Annotated in this window: 16 protein-coding genes; 8 read left to right on the top strand and 8 right to left on the bottom strand. The window is 41.3% G+C overall.

Annotated elements, in window-relative coordinates; genetic code table 11:
• Positions 1–158: 158 nt before the first annotated feature.
• Positions 159–656 carry a thioesterase family protein gene (locus tag GO593_RS10715; protein ID WP_002019577.1) on the bottom strand — a complete coding sequence of 166 codons (498 nt, stop codon included), beginning with the start codon at positions 654–656 and terminating at the stop codon, positions 159–161.
• 142 nt (positions 657–798) lie between these two features.
• Between GO593_RS10715 and hemB the strand changes: the two genes are divergently transcribed.
• Positions 799–1,812, top strand: a complete 1,014-nt coding sequence (gene hemB, locus GO593_RS10710; RefSeq protein ID WP_000222569.1) for a porphobilinogen synthase — start codon at positions 799–801, stop codon at positions 1,810–1,812.
• 25 nt (positions 1,813–1,837) lie between these two features.
• Positions 1,838–2,953 carry an NAD(P)/FAD-dependent oxidoreductase gene (locus GO593_RS10705; protein ID WP_000546700.1) on the top strand — a complete coding sequence of 372 codons (1,116 nt, stop codon included), beginning with the start codon at positions 1,838–1,840 and terminating at the stop codon, positions 2,951–2,953.
• Here the strand turns inward: GO593_RS10705 and GO593_RS10700 are convergent.
• Both GO593_RS10700 and GO593_RS10695 read right to left on the bottom strand, forming a co-directional pair.
• Positions 2,945–3,850, bottom strand: coding sequence for a TIGR01777 family oxidoreductase (locus GO593_RS10700; protein WP_001039359.1), 906 nt, complete (start codon positions 3,848–3,850; stop codon positions 2,945–2,947). The two genes, GO593_RS10705 and GO593_RS10700, sit on opposite strands and share 9 nt — an antisense overlap.
• Before the next feature lie 88 nt (positions 3,851–3,938).
• Positions 3,939–4,391: an ABZJ_00895 family protein gene (locus tag GO593_RS10695; RefSeq protein ID WP_000164154.1), complete on the bottom strand. Its 453-nt coding sequence runs from the start codon at positions 4,389–4,391 to the stop codon at positions 3,939–3,941.
• 379 nt (positions 4,392–4,770) lie between these two features.
• On the opposite strand from GO593_RS10695, the gene GO593_RS10690 reads away from it, so the two are divergent.
• Positions 4,771–5,148: a VOC family protein gene (locus GO593_RS10690; RefSeq protein ID WP_001059437.1), complete on the top strand. Its 378-nt coding sequence runs from the start codon at positions 4,771–4,773 to the stop codon at positions 5,146–5,148.
• Positions 5,149–5,221: 73 nt separating this feature from the next.
• Here GO593_RS10690 and GO593_RS10685 read toward each other — a convergent pair whose 3' ends face one another.
• A complete protein-coding gene (locus GO593_RS10685; RefSeq protein ID WP_002134289.1) occupies positions 5,222–5,695 on the bottom strand; it encodes an OsmC family protein in 474 nt (157 codons plus the stop codon).
• Between the two features lie 164 nt (positions 5,696–5,859).
• On the opposite strand from GO593_RS10685, the gene GO593_RS10680 reads away from it, so the two are divergent.
• Together GO593_RS10680 and GO593_RS10675 are read left to right on the top strand one after the other, a co-directional pair.
• Positions 5,860–7,128 (top strand): exonuclease SbcCD subunit D, encoded by a 1,269-nt coding sequence (locus GO593_RS10680; RefSeq protein ID WP_001984248.1) that lies wholly within the window; start codon positions 5,860–5,862, stop codon positions 7,126–7,128.
• 9 nt (positions 7,129–7,137) lie between these two features.
• Positions 7,138–10,734, top strand: coding sequence for an AAA family ATPase (locus tag GO593_RS10675; RefSeq protein ID WP_000698801.1), 3,597 nt, complete (start codon positions 7,138–7,140; stop codon positions 10,732–10,734).
• 200 nt (positions 10,735–10,934) lie between these two features.
• Here the strand turns inward: GO593_RS10675 and GO593_RS10670 are convergent, their stop codons facing one another.
• Positions 10,935–11,627, bottom strand: a complete 693-nt coding sequence (locus GO593_RS10670) for a YggS family pyridoxal phosphate-dependent enzyme (protein WP_001108520.1) — start codon at positions 11,625–11,627, stop codon at positions 10,935–10,937.
• Between the two features lie 126 nt (positions 11,628–11,753).
• Here GO593_RS10670 and GO593_RS10665 point away from each other — a divergent pair, with 126 nt between their 5' ends.
• Together GO593_RS10665 and GO593_RS10660 are read left to right on the top strand one after the other, a co-directional pair.
• Positions 11,754–12,791, top strand: coding sequence for a type IV pilus twitching motility protein PilT (locus GO593_RS10665; protein ID WP_000355489.1), 1,038 nt, complete (start codon positions 11,754–11,756; stop codon positions 12,789–12,791).
• Between the two features lie 27 nt (positions 12,792–12,818).
• The gene (locus GO593_RS10660) at positions 12,819–13,937 is read left to right on the top strand and encodes a PilT/PilU family type 4a pilus ATPase (protein WP_000347036.1); all 1,119 of its coding nucleotides are present in this window, start codon (positions 12,819–12,821) and stop codon (positions 13,935–13,937) included.
• A 69-nt stretch (positions 13,938–14,006) separates the two neighbouring features.
• Here GO593_RS10660 and fur read toward each other — a convergent pair whose 3' ends face one another.
• Complete coding sequence (gene fur / locus GO593_RS10655) at positions 14,007–14,444, bottom strand: ferric iron uptake transcriptional regulator (protein ID WP_001122847.1); 438 nt, start codon at positions 14,442–14,444, stop codon at positions 14,007–14,009.
• Between the two features lie 111 nt (positions 14,445–14,555).
• On the opposite strand from fur, the gene GO593_RS10650 reads away from it, so the two are divergent.
• Positions 14,556–14,954: an outer membrane protein assembly factor BamE gene (locus GO593_RS10650; RefSeq protein WP_001170994.1), complete on the top strand. Its 399-nt coding sequence runs from the start codon at positions 14,556–14,558 to the stop codon at positions 14,952–14,954.
• A gap of 54 nt (positions 14,955–15,008) precedes the next feature.
• Here GO593_RS10650 and GO593_RS10645 read toward each other — a convergent pair whose 3' ends face one another.
• Both GO593_RS10645 and GO593_RS10640 read right to left on the bottom strand, forming a co-directional pair.
• On the bottom strand, positions 15,009–15,332 hold the full coding sequence (locus GO593_RS10645) for an RnfH family protein (RefSeq protein ID WP_000442584.1): 324 nt from the start codon (positions 15,330–15,332) through the stop codon (positions 15,009–15,011).
• Positions 15,332–16,399: an SLC5/6 family protein gene (locus GO593_RS10640; RefSeq protein ID WP_005144332.1), complete on the bottom strand. Its 1,068-nt coding sequence runs from the start codon at positions 16,397–16,399 to the stop codon at positions 15,332–15,334. Before GO593_RS10640 ends, GO593_RS10645 begins: the two co-directional genes overlap by 1 nt.
• Between the last annotated feature and the right edge of the window lie 61 nt (positions 16,400–16,460).

Raw genomic sequence — 16,460 nt, 5'->3', positions numbered from 1 at the left:
TTAACGCTAAAACCTCATGATATGAGAATAAAAAAATATAACTAATGCGTTCGTTCTAATTAAATTAATGTTTATCTCAAAGTTTTTGTAAAATTTTTATCTTTTTTAATATGAAAAAAAGCGCCCTGAGCGCTTTTTAAATGCTTTAAATGCCTAGATTAATAGGCATATGAGGCAATACCGGCAGCAATGGCTTTATCTTCATCATTGACCATGGTCATGCGCATGGTACAGCCCTTACGGCCTAAACGTAGGACTTCGGCACGTGCAATAAAATATTTACCACGCCCCGGTGCCAAATAATCTACACGCATATCGACAGTTGCCAAGCGTGTAACCTGTTTAATGGTTTCAGGCAGGGTTTCGGGAGTTGAACGGCGATAGAGATGTTCCATTGCCACAATTCCACCAATGCTATCGAGCAAAGTTGCAGCCACACCACCATGCAAAACCTGAAAAGCCAAATTGCCAATGAGGTCAGGTTGCATTTCAACATAGCCTTCAATGTGCCCATCTACCACACGCATAATCATTCCACTATGCTTAAAAAATGGACAGCTATTAAACGCCTTACACAATTGGTTGAGAACCACATTTAGGTCAGTTTTGGCGCCTAATTGTATGTTCCCCGTCCAATTTTTCTTTTCATCACTCATACGTTGCCTAAATTTAAAAGCATGATAAACACCCATAATTTTGTACAAATCCAGCATTATGGGGCTACAATACAGCAGTCGGTTGACAGTAATGGAATATCCGCCAACCTATCCTAGTGTAATACCGAACATCGAGATTGTTATGACTTATACGTTCAATCGTCCTGCATTTCCAGCTACTCGCATGCGCCGTATCCGTAAAAATGACCAGTTGCGTGCGATGGTCAGCGAAACACAGCTCACTACCAATCACTTGATTTATCCAGTATTTGTATTACCAGGACAAAATCAAACCCAAGATATTCCAAGTATGCCAAACATTCAGCGTTTGTCGGCAGATTTATTACTGAAAAAAGCTGAAAGACTTCTGGAATTAGGTGTATCCAAACTGGCTCTTTTCCCTGTAACACCTCAAGAAGATAAAAGCCTTACCGCAGAAGCTGCATGGCGTGAAGATGGTTTAGTACAAACCACCTGCCGTCTGCTTAAAAAAGAATTACCAGAAATGGTGTTAATCACTGATGGTGCCCTCGACCCATACACCACGCATGGTCAAGACGGCATTATTGATGAAACAGGCTATGTGCTAAATGACGAGACTGTAGAGTGCTTGATTAAACAAGCCTTAAGTCACGCAGAAGCAGGTGCCGAAGTGATTGCTCCAAGTGACATGATGGATGGCCGTATTGGCGCGATTCGTCAGGCTTTAGAAGCCAATGGTCACATCTATACCAACATCATGGCCTACTCTGCAAAATATGCGTCTAGCTTCTATGGTCCGTTCCGTGATGCTGTTGGCTCTGCATCCAACCTAAAAGGTGGTAATAAATATAACTACCAGATGGACTTTGCCAACCGTGCCGAAGCGTTACATGAAATCGCGCTTGATATTCAAGAAGGCGCTGACATGGTGATTGTAAAACCGGGCATGCCATATCTGGATGTGGTACGTGAGGTGAAAGATACCTTTGGTATTCCGACATTCATTTATCAAGTGAGTGGCGAATACGCAATGTTAGCTGGCGCAATTCAAAATGGCTGGTTATCAGACTCAGTGATTTTAGAATCGCTCATGTGCTGCCGCCGCGCTGGTGCAGACGGAATCTGGACTTACTTTGCAGAAACCGCTGCTGAAAAACTCAAGGAAATGAACTAAGTTCGCAGAGAAAGGATAACACTGCATGCATATTGCAATCATTGGCGCGGGCATAAGTGGATTAATGTCTGCGCTGGAGTTGGTTGAACAAGGCTGTACGATCAGCATTTTTGATCAACAACAAGCGGGACAAGCAGCCTCTTGGGCTGGCGGAGGTATTCTCTCTCCGATGTACCCGTGGCGTTATGTGCATGCAGTGAACCAACTCGCTCAATTTGGCAAAGCCTCTTATCAAGCATGGAACCAAAAGCTCTACCCTGTTACAGGGATTGATTTTGAAATACATGACACAGGCATGCTGATTTTTGATGAAGAAGATTTTGACGTTGGACTTTCCTACGCCGAGCAGCATCAAGAGCCGATGCAGCGCTGTGAATATTTACAAAGAGATGCCTTAGAACAAGTTAATCCGCACATTTCCGAACAATTTCAAGAAGCGATTTATTTCCCTGAACTGTCTAATATTCGCAATCCACGCGTATTACAGTCCCTGATTAGCTATTTAAAGCAACATCCAAATGTTGAGTTTTTCGAACACACTCCTGTTAAAAAACTGATTCAACAAGGTGATGCCATACAAGCACTCCAAACCGAAGATGGCCGCAAACATACAGCAGACCATTTTGTAATAACTTCGGGCGCTTGGAGCCATTACTGGAACTCACAATTACAACTCGACATTCCAGTCGAACCTGTGCAAGGTCAGATGCTGTTATTTAAAACCCCTGCTCACTGGCTACCGACCATGTGTATGAATCGAGTCATGTATTTGATTCCACGTATGGACGGTCATATTGTGTGCGGGTCTAGCATGGCACATCGCGGCTTTGACACCTCTACCGATGAAACTACACAGCACAATATTTTAGAAGCATGTTTAGAAATGGTGCCTGAACTGGCCGATTTCCCGATTGTACATCGATGGGCAGGTCTCAGACCAAGTTCACCAAACGGTGTTCCATACATTGGTAGAATGCCTGAAATGGACAACCTATGGGCAAACTTTGGGCACTTTAGAAATGGTTTGTGTATGGGCGCAGGTTCTGCGCAATTGCTCCGTCAGCTTATGCTAGGACAACCAACATTAGTTGATGCCAAAGCATATTCCCCAGAGCGTTTGCAAAATAAAATCTTAGCCTGAGGCGAGTATATTCTCTAAAGCCATTTTTAATTGAGGATAAGCAAACTCAAATCCTTCTGCTTGTAAGGCAGCGGGTTTGACGTATTGCCCATTTAAGATCAATTGCGACTGCTCTCCTAACAAACAGCGAAAAACTGTACTAGGCGCCGACAACATTGGTTTCTTATTCAAAACTTTGGCAGCTTGTTCAACAAATACCTTTTGGGTCACGTTTTCTGGGGCCACGACATTGTGAATTTGAGCAGATTGAGGATGCTTGAATATAAACTCAATTGCGTTTAATACGTCTTCAATATGTACCCATACTACAGGCTGACGTCCGTGACCAATTTGACCGACTAAATTGAGTCGAATAGAAAGCAACATTTTAGGCAAGATGCCGCCACCCTGCCCGAACACAACGCCTAAACGAATAATTTTAGTATTTTGCTGAGAGTCTGCTAACGCTGCGCGTTCCCACTCTTGGCAAAGCTGAGACATGAAAATGGGCTGTGGCGAACTTTGTTCAGTGCACACCTCTGTCCACTTTTCTTGATTATCTATACCGTAATAACCAATTGCAGAACCAGAGACAATCACTTCAGGAAAAATTTGAGATTGCTTGAGCCATGCATACAGTTTTTGGGTCGTATTTACACGGCTTTCAATGAGGTGTTTTTTACGTGACTCGGTCCAGCGTTTCTCACCAATATTTGCACCGGCCAAATTCACCACATAATCAATTTGACGGGTCGAAATATCTTCGAACTTTTGTACCCACTGCAAGGCAGGATGGTCAGATTTCTTTCCAGCCTGCCGTGTCACCGCAATCACGTTATAATTTTTTTGTAGCAGGAACCTAATTAAATGCGTTCCAATAAAGCCACTGGCACCTGTGATTAATACATTCTTATTCATATTTCCTCCAAAACCGAGGACAGCAGTTTTTAATTAATATAGTTATAAAATTTAATAACGATCTAATCGTATCAGTTTTTGTGGTGAGTTATGACGCATTAAACATTTTGTTTGCCATGCGCTGGGCTTGTTTGCCATAAAACCAGTAGGTAATTAAATAAAGCGGAATAGCTAACATTAAAAGCATAATCACCATAATGCTTAAGAACTGAGGCTGTTTGAGGTAAAGCATAAAGTTTTGCAAAATCTCAGGGTCTTGTCTTGAAAATAAAAACAGACCAAATAAAACACCACACAAGTTATAGCCCCAAAATATGAGGGTAAAACCTAACGTAAATTTCTTTTTTTCTGGTACTGTCGGTGCACGGCGTTCTTTCTTTAAAAATCTAAATAAGACAAAAATCATTGCGCCTAAATATGGAACGGCTGTTAAAATACCGCCTACACTCGCTGGTAATAGTGCTGCAATCACACCGACAATTAAAGTAAGCACGATGCATAAAGCAAAAAACCAGAGAAAGTAAGAACGTAATTTGGTCATATTTTTGCCTAATTTATGGGTTCAAAAAATAATTATAAATTTTTTTCGATTTTTTTTCATTTTTCTGTCAACCAATCCTGATCTCTTGACGTTATATAGGGTAACAAGGTCGCAGCAACCGAATACTTCCTTTGCACGGCATCCGCAAAATTGTTTCGGTGACCTTTCATTACGACTCTTTCTTCCTTCGGATTAGGTTTTGTTAGCAGCCGAAACCCTTGATGAAGTTTTTGACCGACGATTCTCTCATCACTCGAATCGTCGGTTTTTATTTTCTAGCACTTTCATTTATTTTACGCTCACCATACACAATAGTGCTTTCGTGGCTATAAAGGCTATGCGTATACTTTTTACACCATAAAAATATGATTTAAATAATATGAACAATATTGCCTATTTTGAAATCCAGTCTTCAAACCCTGCCCGCGATGCGCAGTTTTATCAAGCTGTGTTTGGTTGGCAATTTAAACTCGATGAAAGCTTACCTATTGAATATTACCGCATAGAGACACCTTCAATTATGGGTGGACTATTAAAACGCCCTGCTCAAACACCTCCAATGGAATATGGCACCAATGCATTTACCTGTTCGGTTCAGGTGGAAAACTTCGATGAAGTGGCTGCAAAAATTTTAGCGCAAGGTGGCATTGTGGCAATGGATAAATTCGCTATTCCAGGCCGCGCTTGGCATGGTTACTTTGTCGATTTAGACCACAACGTTTTTGGTATTTTTCAAGTCGATGAAAATGCAGCTTAAAGATTTTATTTAACGACTTTAATTATTTTTAATTTATAGCCACCGCCTTTTATCGGTGGCTATTTCATATGAATTATTCAGCAAAGCTAAAGCTGGCTTCACATGTAATTGGAAAATTTACCGAATTGGCAATCATACATTCGTGATGTGCTTCTTCATGCAGTTTTGCTGCAAGCTCTTGGTCAGCCCCTTTTTCTAAAACAACCTCGGGCCTTAAAATAATTTGGGTAAAATGACCACGTTTGACCGGATCTGTATCTTCCATAAAACCAAGTGCATGATCGACATAACTCACAACGTGAATATGATTGACTGCACATAGGTGTAAATACCAAAGCTTATGACAAGCAGAAGCTGACACGACCAATAAATCTTCTGGGTTCCATCTGGTCACATCGCCCAAATAGGCAGGGTCTGAAGAACCTTGAATAGTCGTCTTTTGAGGATGCTGAATACTAAAATCGCGTTTATATGAACGATAAGAGGAAGTGCCTGTACCCGTATTGCCTTCCCACTGTATTTTTACTTCGTATTTATGAATAGCCATTTTGTTCTCAAAGTTCATGGTTTGACCTGATAGTAACAAAGCAGCATTTAAAGTGAACAATTTAATTCAGGTTTCATTGCGAGCTTAAATAACGAGCACTTTAAAATGTCTTGATAAAATCTCCTGCCAATTTATGCTAACGTATCTGTGTTTATTTTGGCTTGATGTCTGTTTCTATGTCCGTACATTTTCTACATACTTCTGACTGGCATTTGGGGCAGTTTTTTTATAATCATTCACGACACTACGAACACCAACAATTTTTAAGCTGGTTGCTCACTCAAATTCAAGAAAAACAACCACATGCCCTGCTTATTGCTGGCGATATTTTTGATGTCATTAACCCGGGTTCACAAGCACAAAAACAACTCTACCAATTTTTAGCAGATGCCCATCGTATTGCACCGCACATGCAAACACTCATGATTGCGGGTAACCATGACTCAGGCTACCGTATTGAACAGGTCGAACCGCTTTTAGAAAAATACAATGCAAAAACCGTAGGTGTGGTTCGCTGGAATGAAGATAAAACCCTAGATCTCGATCGACTGCTTTTACCTATCTATAACCAAAATCAAGATATTGTGGCGTGGTGCCTTGCCCTGCCTTTTTTACGTTCGGCTGAAATTACGGGCTTTAACGAACATACCACCAATAGCAAAAATGCGATTGCCTATTTGCACCAGCAACTCATTGCCGAAGCCAAACGTCGCAAGACACCGGACCAAGCCCTGATTTTGATGTCGCATGCGCATATGCAAGGTGGGGAAACATCCGACTCTGAACGCCCCATTATTATTGGTAATGAAGAGGCGCTTTCAACGACGTTATTTGAAGATGCGGTCGACTATGTCGCTTTAGGGCACTTACATAAACCACAAAAAGTAGGTCAGCCGCACATTCGTTATAGCGGTTCACCCATTCCGCTTTCTTTTAGCGAAATTAACTATAAGCACCAAGTAGTTGAGGTCAAAATCGACCCTTCTCAAGATACGGACAGCCGTTTGCAATTTGAAGCTGTGGAAATTCCGCGCTGCATACAATTGCACCGCATTCGTGGTGAGCTAAACGAAGTACTGCAACAACTCCAAGCCTTGCCTCACGGCGTGATTGAAAATATTGACCACCGTGAATATGTCGATATTGAATATTATAGTTTAACGCCACCACAGCCGAATTTACGTCAGCAGTTTGAAGCTGCTCTACCACCTGACCGCTATCGTTTAGTGCGTATTTCACGTCAATACGTAAACAAAGACGCGACTAATTCAAATACTACCCAGCACATTGCTCTTGAGCCACCAACACCAGAAAAACTCTTTCAAAATATCTGGGAAAAACAAGGTTACAGCGCCGATGATGCGGTCTTAAAAGATTTTCTGAGTCTGGTACAAGAAGCACAAAAACATCTTGAAAATGATGCAAGCCATTAAGGATATGTCATGAAAATTTTATCCATTCGAATAAAAAATCTGGCATCGCTTGCTGATGAACATTTTATTGATTTTGAAAGCGCACCTCTGGCCCATGCAGGTCTTATTGCGATTGTGGGGAAAACTGGCGCAGGTAAATCGACCATTTTAGATGCCATGTGTCTGGCCTTATTTAATCGGGTTCCTCGCCTTAAAGACAGCGATGGCAAATTAAAAGATGTCGATGGTTCCGAGTTACTAACCAACTCTCCTTTAACTGTTTTACGCCGTGGTACAGGACATGGTTTTGCTGAGCTTTGCTTTATTGCGCAAGATCAAAAGCGTTATTTGGCTCGTTGGGAAATTAAACGTGCACGTGAAAACCCAAATGGTAAATTACAAAGTGTGCAGCGCCACTTAAAATGCTTGACCGATGGTGTAGTACTTGCCGATAAAGCCAAAGCGGTTGATGAAAAAGTTAAACAAATTACCCAGCTTTCTTTTGAACAATTTACTCGTGCGGTGCTACTTGCCCAGTCCGAAGTAACCGCATTTTTAAAAGCTCGAGACAGCGAACGTGGTGAATTACTTGAGTACCTGACCAACTCCAGCATTTTCGCCAAAATCGGTGAACTGGCTTTTCGTAAAACAGCCGATATTGCAAAGCAGCGTAAACAGCTGGAAGAGTTTTTAGGCCATATTGAAATTTTGTCTGATGAAGAGATTGCTGCATTTACCGAGCAATACCAGCAAGCCGAACAAAACTATCAACAGTTAGAACAACAAAAACATGTCTTAGACAAACAGCAACAATGGTTTGAACGCAAAGCAAAACTTGAGCAAGAAGTTCAATCGAAACAGCAACAGTTTCAAACCCAGCAAAATCACCATCAACAACTGGCTAGTGAACGTGAGCAATTAAAACGACTCGAAGTTTTCTCTGAAATACGCCCACAAGTTTTTCAGCAAGCTCAAAATTTACAGACCCTACAACAACTTGAACCGCAAATTCAGCAAGCTCAAACCAAGTTTAATGAGTTGGTACAAATTTTTGAAACGGGACAAAAACAATATCAACTTGCAGAACAACAGCTCAAACAGACCCTCGATTTTGAGCAACAGCATCAACAAGCCTTAAATCAAGTTCGGCAGTCCATTCAAGAACGTGCTTTTATTGCCGATGAATATAAAAAGTGCAAAGAAAAAAGACAGGTACTTGAGCAAAACCTAAGCCCACTACAACAGCAGCAAAACGCTGTACAACAGCATATTGCACAGCTTGAGCAGAACAAAATTCATCTACAACAGCAGCTGATCCAGACTCAGCAATATGCTGTATTAGATAAGGGCCTTTCAGCGCATCTTCATCAACTTGGGCAATTTATTCAAAATTACCAAGCAATTGAAGAACAGCTCGGTAACCCTACCCTTGCTCGCCAAAAGCTATCGGAAGCTAAAAATGAACTCGAACAACTCACAGTTTCACTAGGCACCGTTGAACAGATTGAGTTAAAGCTTGAACAACAGCGTAAAGATAAAGATCAGAAACTTGCTCAAGTCACGCAGTTAGATCTGATTCAACAGAAAATAAAAATTTATCATGAGCTATATGCTGAGCTTCAGCAATTCACCGAAAAACATACTCAAGCCTCCGCGCAAGAAGACCAACTTAAAACCGTTTGCCAGTTAGCTGAACAAGACTACCAAACAGCAAAAACTGAACGTGAAAAGTTACAGCACATCCTGCAACAGCAACGTTTACTACACACCGAAAATATTGAACAGTTACGTGCCAATCTTAAAGAAGGTGAAGCGTGTTTGGTCTGTGGAAGCACCCACCATCCTTATCGTATTGATGACAGTGCAGTCTCCAAGGCCTTGTTCGATTTACAGCAACAGCAAGAGCAACAAGCTATTGCACTCGAACAAACTAAGTTTAATGCATGGCAAACCCAGCAACATGCACTTACTCAGTGCCGGGCCGAGCTTGAACAAGTTCAGAAATATCTAGCTCAACTGCAAGTAAAACAGACGCACTTACAGCAAGAACTTGAGCAAGCGTTTAACCTCAATCAATTACACATTGAGCTTAATCAAGCTCCTGAACAAATCTTACAAACACTTAATGAGCTGAGACAAGCGACACAAACTGCCATAAGTTTATTTGACTCAGAAAATGTGCGTTTAACCCAAGCCATTAAACAACACAATCAGCTTGTTCAAACGATTCAACGTAATGAAAGTTTGCTTAATACAGCACAGCAATGGCAACAACAAGTTCAACATATTGTTGAGTGTTTGTCGGAAACCGAACAGCACGCATGGCAGCAAGCAAGTAGCCAAACAGCTAAGCAGACTTGGGCTATTCTTGATGCACGCGCTAAGCAACTTGAACTACAAGAACAGCTTGCACAGCGTTTTGAACAGCAGCAACAAGATCTTAAAATGTTAGCTGCCAATCTTGAGCAAATGATCAAGCAAATTGATGAGATCGAACAAAATCTCCAAGAGATTACGCTTAAAGGTCAACAAAATAATGAAAAAGCGGTATCGCTCATTCAGCAAATGACGGGCCGTTCGGATATTAAGCCACATGAATGGTTAATTGAGCATGACGCTAAACGTCAGCACCAACAAACGGCGTATCATGAGGCTAAACAGCGTTTCGAACAAACTAGACAACACTTTGAACAGCAAAAACAGGCGCTCGATCAACTTAAACATCAGCATCAACACACAGAACAACATCAACAGCAGATTGATGGGCAAATTCAAAACTGGTTAAAAGCCCATACTGATTTTCAGGCATCTGATCTTACGGCACTCATACAGATTAATTCAGCACAAGAGCAAGACATTCGTAACCGTCTTAATCATGCCGAGCGTTTATTAAGTGAAGCCTCTTCTGCCCTTAAAACGATGCAAGAGCAATTAAGCGAGCACTTACAAACTCAGCCAGATATTGAATACGAAAAGCTCGTTACTCTCATTCAAGACAATATTGCAAAGCTCAAAGCACAGCTTGAAGTGCGTGATGGACTAAAGCTGAAGCTTGAATTACATCAGCAAAACCTTGCCAAACAGCAAAAATACGCTGAACAAATTCAAAACATTCAACAAGAAGAACATCGCTGGAGCAAAATTTCAGGCTTGATTGGTGATGCCAAAGGTAAAGAGTTCCGTGACTATGCTCAGCAATATCACCTAGATATTTTAGTTGAACATGCCAACCAACAACTGGCGATGCTTTCTCAGCGTTATACGCTAAAACGTCTTGATCAGTCCTTAAGTCTTGCCATTATTGACCACGACATGGATGGAGAAACCCGCTCAGTTGCCTCTTTATCTGGCGGTGAGTCGTTCTTAACTGCCCTTGCCTTGTCTTTAGCGATTGCCAATATGGCATCGGGTTCAATGAAAATTGAATCACTGTTTATTGATGAAGGTTTTGGTACTTTAGATGCCTCATCTTTGCACATGGTCATGAATGCTTTAGACCAACTGCAAAATCAGGGACGTCAGGTCATTCTCATCTCACACATTCAAGAAATGCATGAACGCATTCCTGTACAAATTCAAGTGAAACCACTTGGCGCTGGTGCAAGTACCATTGAAATAGTGGGTTAAAACTAAAAAGCCCCGACATCCTGTCGGGGCTTTTTTAGATTCTGCGTTGGTATGACTCCTGTCGTACCTGTCTGCATCCATTCATGACTTTTTATTGTTATTCTTAGAAACATCCTGTTTCCTGATGAGTTCATAGTACAAAAAAAGCGTGGTCTGCCATAGCCGCAAAAGGCCGCAATTTCTGTAAGAAATCGCTTACATCAGCCTTTTTGCGAATAGTCTCTAGCTCCAAATAAAGCTGTACCTACACGTACCATTGTTGAACCAGCGGCAATTGCGGCTTCTAAATCCCCTGACATTCCCATACTCAATGTATCCCAGTCTTCTGGATGAGCATGTTGGACTTTTACCGCATCAAATAATTTTTTGGCATCTGCAAAAGCAGCTGTATTGTCAGGAGCCGGAATCACCATTAAACCACGTAACCTGATTTTCGGTAGTTGACTCATTTGAGCAACCAACTCGGCAACGTCTTCCGGTGCACAACCATCCTTACTCTCTTGCCCATCAATATTGACTTGCAAACAAATATTAAGTGCAGCTTGGTCATCACCACGTTGGTTAGATAGGCGTTCTGCAATAATTAAACGATCTACCCCATGAACCCAATCAAACTGCTCGGCCAAATGCTTAGTTTTATTCCGCTGAACATGACCAATGAAATGCCATTCAATATCCAAATCCTGTAAAGCATCAATTTTATCTAAAGCTTCTTGCAAATAATTTTCGCCGAATGCCCTTTGCCCTGCTGCATACATTTCACGCAATCTTTCACTCGGATGAGTTTTCGATACGGCTAAAAGTTGCACAGTTTCAGGCGCACGCTGAGCAAGTTCACAAGCTGTTCTGATTTGCTGTAATACGTGCTGTCGCGCATCTTGCAGGTAATTCATTGACAAGGTTCTCATTTTCAAAAAACTTTTTTGCTTTTCACCTAAAGCGGGGTGTTGGTAAGCCTCGGTGAAAGCCGTATATTATTCTACAAAATAATGACATATTTTGATTTACTTGGGGAAATTATGGATATTACAGAGCTACTCGCCTTCTCTGTGAAAAATGGCGCGTCCGATTTACATCTTTCTGCTGGCATGCCACCAATGATTCGTGTTGACGGTGAAGTTCGTCGTATTAACTTACCAGCTCTAGAACATAAAGATGTCCACCGTCTTGTTTACGACATCATGAATGATAAACAGCGCCGTGACTATGAGGAAAAACTCGAAACTGACTTTTCTTTTGAAGTACCTAATGTTGCGCGTTTCCGTGTTAACGCATTTAACCAAAACCGTGGTGCTGGTGCAGTCTTTCGTACCATTCCATCTAAAGTCCTCACCATGGAAGATCTAGGTCTAGGTCAAATCTTTAAAGATATTTGCGACTATCCTCGTGGCATTGTACTGGTGACGGGGCCAACAGGTTCGGGTAAATCAACTACGCTTGCAGCGATGCTCGATTATATTAACGAAAACCGCTATGACCATATTTTAACGGTGGAAGATCCAATCGAATTTGTACATCAGTCTAAGAAATGTCTCATTAACCAGCGTGAAGTGCATCGTGACACACACGGCTTTAATGAAGCACTTCGCTCAGCACTGCGTGAAGACCCTGATATTATTTTGGTCGGTGAGATGCGTGACCTTGAAACCATTCGCTTGGCATTAACCGCTGCCGAAACAGGTCACTTGGTGTTTGGTACACTCCACACCACGTCAGCTGCAAAAACCATTGACCGTGTGATTGACGTATTCCCTGCCGAAGAAAAAGACATGGTTCGTGCCATGCTGTCAGAATCTTTACAAGCGGTTATTTCACAAACCCTGCTTAAAAAGAATGGCGGTGGCCGTGTCGCAGCGCATGAGATCATGATTGGTATTCCGGCTATTCGTAACTTAATTCGTGAAAACAAAGTCGCGCAAATGTACTCAGCCATTCAAACTGGTGCCAATCATGGCATGACCACACTCGACCAAAGCTTAAAAGGCTTAGTCGCTCGCGGTGTAATTAGCCCGCAAACGGCTCGTACTGCAGCAAAACAGCCTGAATCATTCTTATAAAAACAACAAAATAGCGAGAATACAATTATGGATTTTAATGACTTGCTCAACCTGATGGTTGAAAAAAAATCTTCCGATCTCTTTATTACAGATGGCGTTGCGCCCTCTATGAAGATTAACGGGCAAATTGTTCCAATTTCAAAAAATAGTCTTTCAGGCGAAGTAATTGGTCAACTATTACATTCCATCATGAGTGAAAAACAACGCAAAGAATTTGCAGAAACTCGTGAATGTAACTTTGCCATTATGAACCGTGAAAAAACGGCGCGTTTTCGTGTCAGTGCTTTTCAGCAGCGCGACATGCCGGGCATGGTACTACGTCGTATTGAAACCAAGATTCCTTCAATTGATGACTTGCAGTTACCGCCTGTACTTAAAGATTTATCGATGACCAAACGCGGCATTATTATTTTCGTAGGCGCGACAGGTACAGGTAAATCCACTTCATTGGCTTCAATGATCAGCCATCGTAACCATAACTCTAAGGGCCATATCATTACCATTGAAGACCCGATTGAGTTTATTCACGAACATGCAGGTTGCATCATTACTCAGCGTGAAGTCGGGATCGATACCGACTCATTTGAAATTGCCTTGAAAAATACACTACGACAAGCGCCGGATGTGATCTTAATTGGTGAGATCCGTTCTCGTGAAGTCATGGACTACGCGATTGGCTTTGCTGAAACAGGCCATCTTGTATTAGCTACCATGCACGCCAACAACGCCAACCAAGCGCTCGACCGTATTATTCACTTTTTTGAAAGTGACCGTCATAGTCAGCTTTACATGGACTTGTCACTTAACTTAAAGGCAATGATTGCGCAGCAGCTCATTCCAACACCAGATGGTAATTCACGCCGTGCAGCAATTGAGATTTTAATTAACTCACCATTAATTTCAGACTACATCCGTAAAGGTGAAATTCATGAAATTAAAGATTTGATGAAACGCTCACGTGAACTTGGTATGCAGACCTTTGACCAAGCTTTATTTGATTTATATAAAGCTGGTCAAATTACCTACAAAGATGCACTTAAACATGCTGACTCACCGAACGATTTACGTTTAACCATTAAACTTGCTGATGAAGGTCCTGATCAATTATCAGACGGGAAACAGCATTTAACTTTTGACCGCCAGTAATTTCTTCATAAAAAAAGGAAGGTTAAACGTAACCTTCCTTTTTTATTTGTTTTCTTTATGTGAAAACGATTATTTCTTGCGCAATGCTTCCTGACATTCAGGTTCATTACAGTAACCATAGAGATTTAATGAGTGACCCGTTAAGGTAAACCCATGTTGTTCTGCTACAGAATGCTGTTCTTTCTCGATAACATCATTAGTAAATTCAATGACTTTGTTACAGTTTTGGCATACTAAGTGATCGTGATGATCTTCTTGCATGATTTCGAAAACAGAATGGTTATTTTCAAAATGATGACGTTGAATAATACCCGCAGCTTCAAATTGTGTTAACACACGGTAAACTGTCGCAAGTCCGACATCTTCCCCTTGCTCTAACAAAGTCTTGTAAATATCTTCGGCGCTAAGATGATGTTGTTTTGAATTTTCTAATAATTCCAAAATCTTAATTCGTGGAAGGGTAACTTTAAGTCCAGCTTTGCGCAAATCTTGATTGGAAATAGGCATGAAAAAAGGTCTCTCAACAAATCTCAAGTTGGAATAGGCAATAGAATTTAGATGAAGTATGATCTATCCTTTGATCAAATGCATCATAATTTATTGGGATAGTGTAGCAAAATGCAAAAACTCGTGCTGACGTTATTCGTCACTTCACTCCTAGCTGGTTGTTCAATCTTTGGTGTATATAAGGTTGATATTCCTCAAGGGACTCCATTGACTAAAGCTCAAGCCTCTCAAGTACAGGTCGGCATGAATTTCCAGCAAGTGCGCTTTTTGCTTGGTAGCCCAACAGTGACTGATCCCCTCAATCCACAACGTTGGGACTATATCTACAACTATATCCCGGGAACATATGCTAAAAAAGCGAAAATCCCCGCAGCACATGGTCAGCATTTAAAAATTTACTTTGATGGAACTGGAACCGTAACTAAAATTGAAGGTTTAGAGACTATTCCAGAATCGCAACCAGGTTTACCTGCTTCCAAAGAAGCAATTTTAACTGCCCCACCACTATAATCGTTTTTTCTAATAAAAAGAAACCCCTCTAGTGAAATACTTGAGGGGTTTTGCTTATTGAGCTGATTGCTTAAAGCGATTGCCTTTAATGTATCTGCCTACAGGGTTTTTCGCAGCACGTTTCCGGCGAATATCTTTTGGATTAATCGTTAATGGTCGATAAACCTCAACTCGATCGCCTGCATGTAATACCGCATCAATTTCTACTTTTACTCCAAAAATGCCGAGCTGAAGTGGTTCAGGCAAATCAACTTGATTTGATAAACCACTTGCTTGAACTGCCTGTGCAGCAGTCATTCCCTCTTCAAATGGAACAGAAATTAAAAACTGTTGTTCCGGTACTGCAAAAGCGACCCAAACTTGTTGTGTACGTTCCATTAGATACTTTGTCCAATTACAGCAATCATTGCCACAATAATTGAAAGCGGCAATACGATACGTACAGCAATACGCCATAAGTTATAAAAAAGCTCATTGCTGAAATTCATCGATTTACGCAAGTGGCTAATTTTCATAATCCAACCTGCAAAAATTGCATAGATTAAGCAAATAAGTAAGCCCCAAAGCATAAGAATGAGCGTGAATAAATTATGAACTTCCGACACCGCCCAAACTGCAATTGCTACAACAATAATCACCCATTGTAAAACAGGCATAAGTTGTCGCTGAGCAAGTTGTTCTCTAGCCAACTGCACAAATAACGCGGATGTCATTACTCTGGTAAATATCCACGTTAAAACGGGTAATTGAGCCTGAAGCGAGAAAAAGCCAAAAGCAACCACAGCAATGAGCTGAGCTAACCAAATTGGAAGAACAGTTTTTGTTGCGCCTTCTTGCGCCTGAACAGCACCTACACTATTTTGCCAGTAAAGCCCTAACCCTAACCCGCTCGCGACAAGTGCAAGTACAGTTGCATTACCCCACTCCTTAAACTCAACACTGGTCCAATGCCAAGGTTGTAAAGTCGAGCCCATCATATTTGCCAACACAATAGAAGCGATTACTCCTAAGGTCATTAATAAAATGAGTATTTGGCGTGGAATAAAAGATAATACCAAGGCAGCAACTGCAAGGCCTGCAAAAATAATTTGACCGGAAATGCTTGGGGCAAACTGTGCAACTAATATATTGCTCGCAGTACTTAGAACGTTACCCGCTAAGAAAGGAATAAAAACAACAGCAAGCCAGCCAACCACACGCCATTTAGGGGAACTATCAGCTTCACGAGTTAAACTCGATAACGCATTTAAAGCGGTTGTTTTTGATCGTTTTGCTAAAGCAATTTCCAAATAACAAACTGGTAATGCCAATAACAACATAGTGCCAAACCACAATAACCAGAAATCGATTTGACGATCAATCTGGATTCCCATGGTGGGTGCCAAAGTGGCCATGATGACAAAAGATAAGCAAAACGCCATAAGAGGCGATAACCATCGTGACATAGGTATGTCCTGCATTATGCATTCCTTGAAAAAGTCTATAGATATTTTGCCCGTCTCATGC

Origin of the sequence: Acinetobacter baumannii, assembly GCF_009759685.1 — a bacterium.
GTDB lineage: Bacteria > Pseudomonadota > Gammaproteobacteria > Pseudomonadales > Moraxellaceae > Acinetobacter > Acinetobacter baumannii.
The sequence above is the reverse complement of the archived record's forward strand: the minus strand, read 5'-3'. Positions and strand labels throughout refer to the sequence as shown.

What these genes read in the sequence shown, in the direction of transcription:
- GO593_RS10670 (WP_001108520.1), bottom strand. Translation starts at nt 11,627, where the DNA reads ATGAATTACCTGCAAGATGCGCGACAGCACGTATTACAGCAAATCAGA.
- GO593_RS10680 (WP_001984248.1), top strand. Translation starts at nt 5,860, where the DNA reads ATGTCTGTTTCTATGTCCGTACATTTTCTACATACTTCTGACTGGCAT.
- GO593_RS10685 (WP_002134289.1), bottom strand. Translation starts at nt 5,695, where the DNA reads ATGGCTATTCATAAATACGAAGTAAAAATACAGTGGGAAGGCAATACG.
- GO593_RS10640 (WP_005144332.1), bottom strand. Translation starts at nt 16,399, where the DNA reads ATGTCACGATGGTTATCGCCTCTTATGGCGTTTTGCTTATCTTTTGTC.
- GO593_RS10665 (WP_000355489.1), top strand. Translation starts at nt 11,754, where the DNA reads ATGGATATTACAGAGCTACTCGCCTTCTCTGTGAAAAATGGCGCGTCC.
- GO593_RS10715 (WP_002019577.1), bottom strand. Translation starts at nt 656, where the DNA reads ATGAGTGATGAAAAGAAAAATTGGACGGGGAACATACAATTAGGCGCC.
- GO593_RS10650 (WP_001170994.1), top strand. Translation starts at nt 14,556, where the DNA reads ATGCAAAAACTCGTGCTGACGTTATTCGTCACTTCACTCCTAGCTGGT.
- GO593_RS10695 (WP_000164154.1), bottom strand. Translation starts at nt 4,391, where the DNA reads ATGACCAAATTACGTTCTTACTTTCTCTGGTTTTTTGCTTTATGCATC.
- fur (WP_001122847.1), bottom strand. Translation starts at nt 14,444, where the DNA reads ATGCCTATTTCCAATCAAGATTTGCGCAAAGCTGGACTTAAAGTTACC.
- GO593_RS10700 (WP_001039359.1), bottom strand. Translation starts at nt 3,850, where the DNA reads ATGAATAAGAATGTATTAATCACAGGTGCCAGTGGCTTTATTGGAACG.
- GO593_RS10645 (WP_000442584.1), bottom strand. Translation starts at nt 15,332, where the DNA reads ATGGAACGTACACAACAAGTTTGGGTCGCTTTTGCAGTACCGGAACAA.
- GO593_RS10675 (WP_000698801.1), top strand. Translation starts at nt 7,138, where the DNA reads ATGAAAATTTTATCCATTCGAATAAAAAATCTGGCATCGCTTGCTGAT.
- GO593_RS10690 (WP_001059437.1), top strand. Translation starts at nt 4,771, where the DNA reads ATGAACAATATTGCCTATTTTGAAATCCAGTCTTCAAACCCTGCCCGC.
- GO593_RS10705 (WP_000546700.1), top strand. Translation starts at nt 1,838, where the DNA reads ATGCATATTGCAATCATTGGCGCGGGCATAAGTGGATTAATGTCTGCG.
- GO593_RS10660 (WP_000347036.1), top strand. Translation starts at nt 12,819, where the DNA reads ATGGATTTTAATGACTTGCTCAACCTGATGGTTGAAAAAAAATCTTCC.
- hemB (WP_000222569.1), top strand. Translation starts at nt 799, where the DNA reads ATGACTTATACGTTCAATCGTCCTGCATTTCCAGCTACTCGCATGCGC.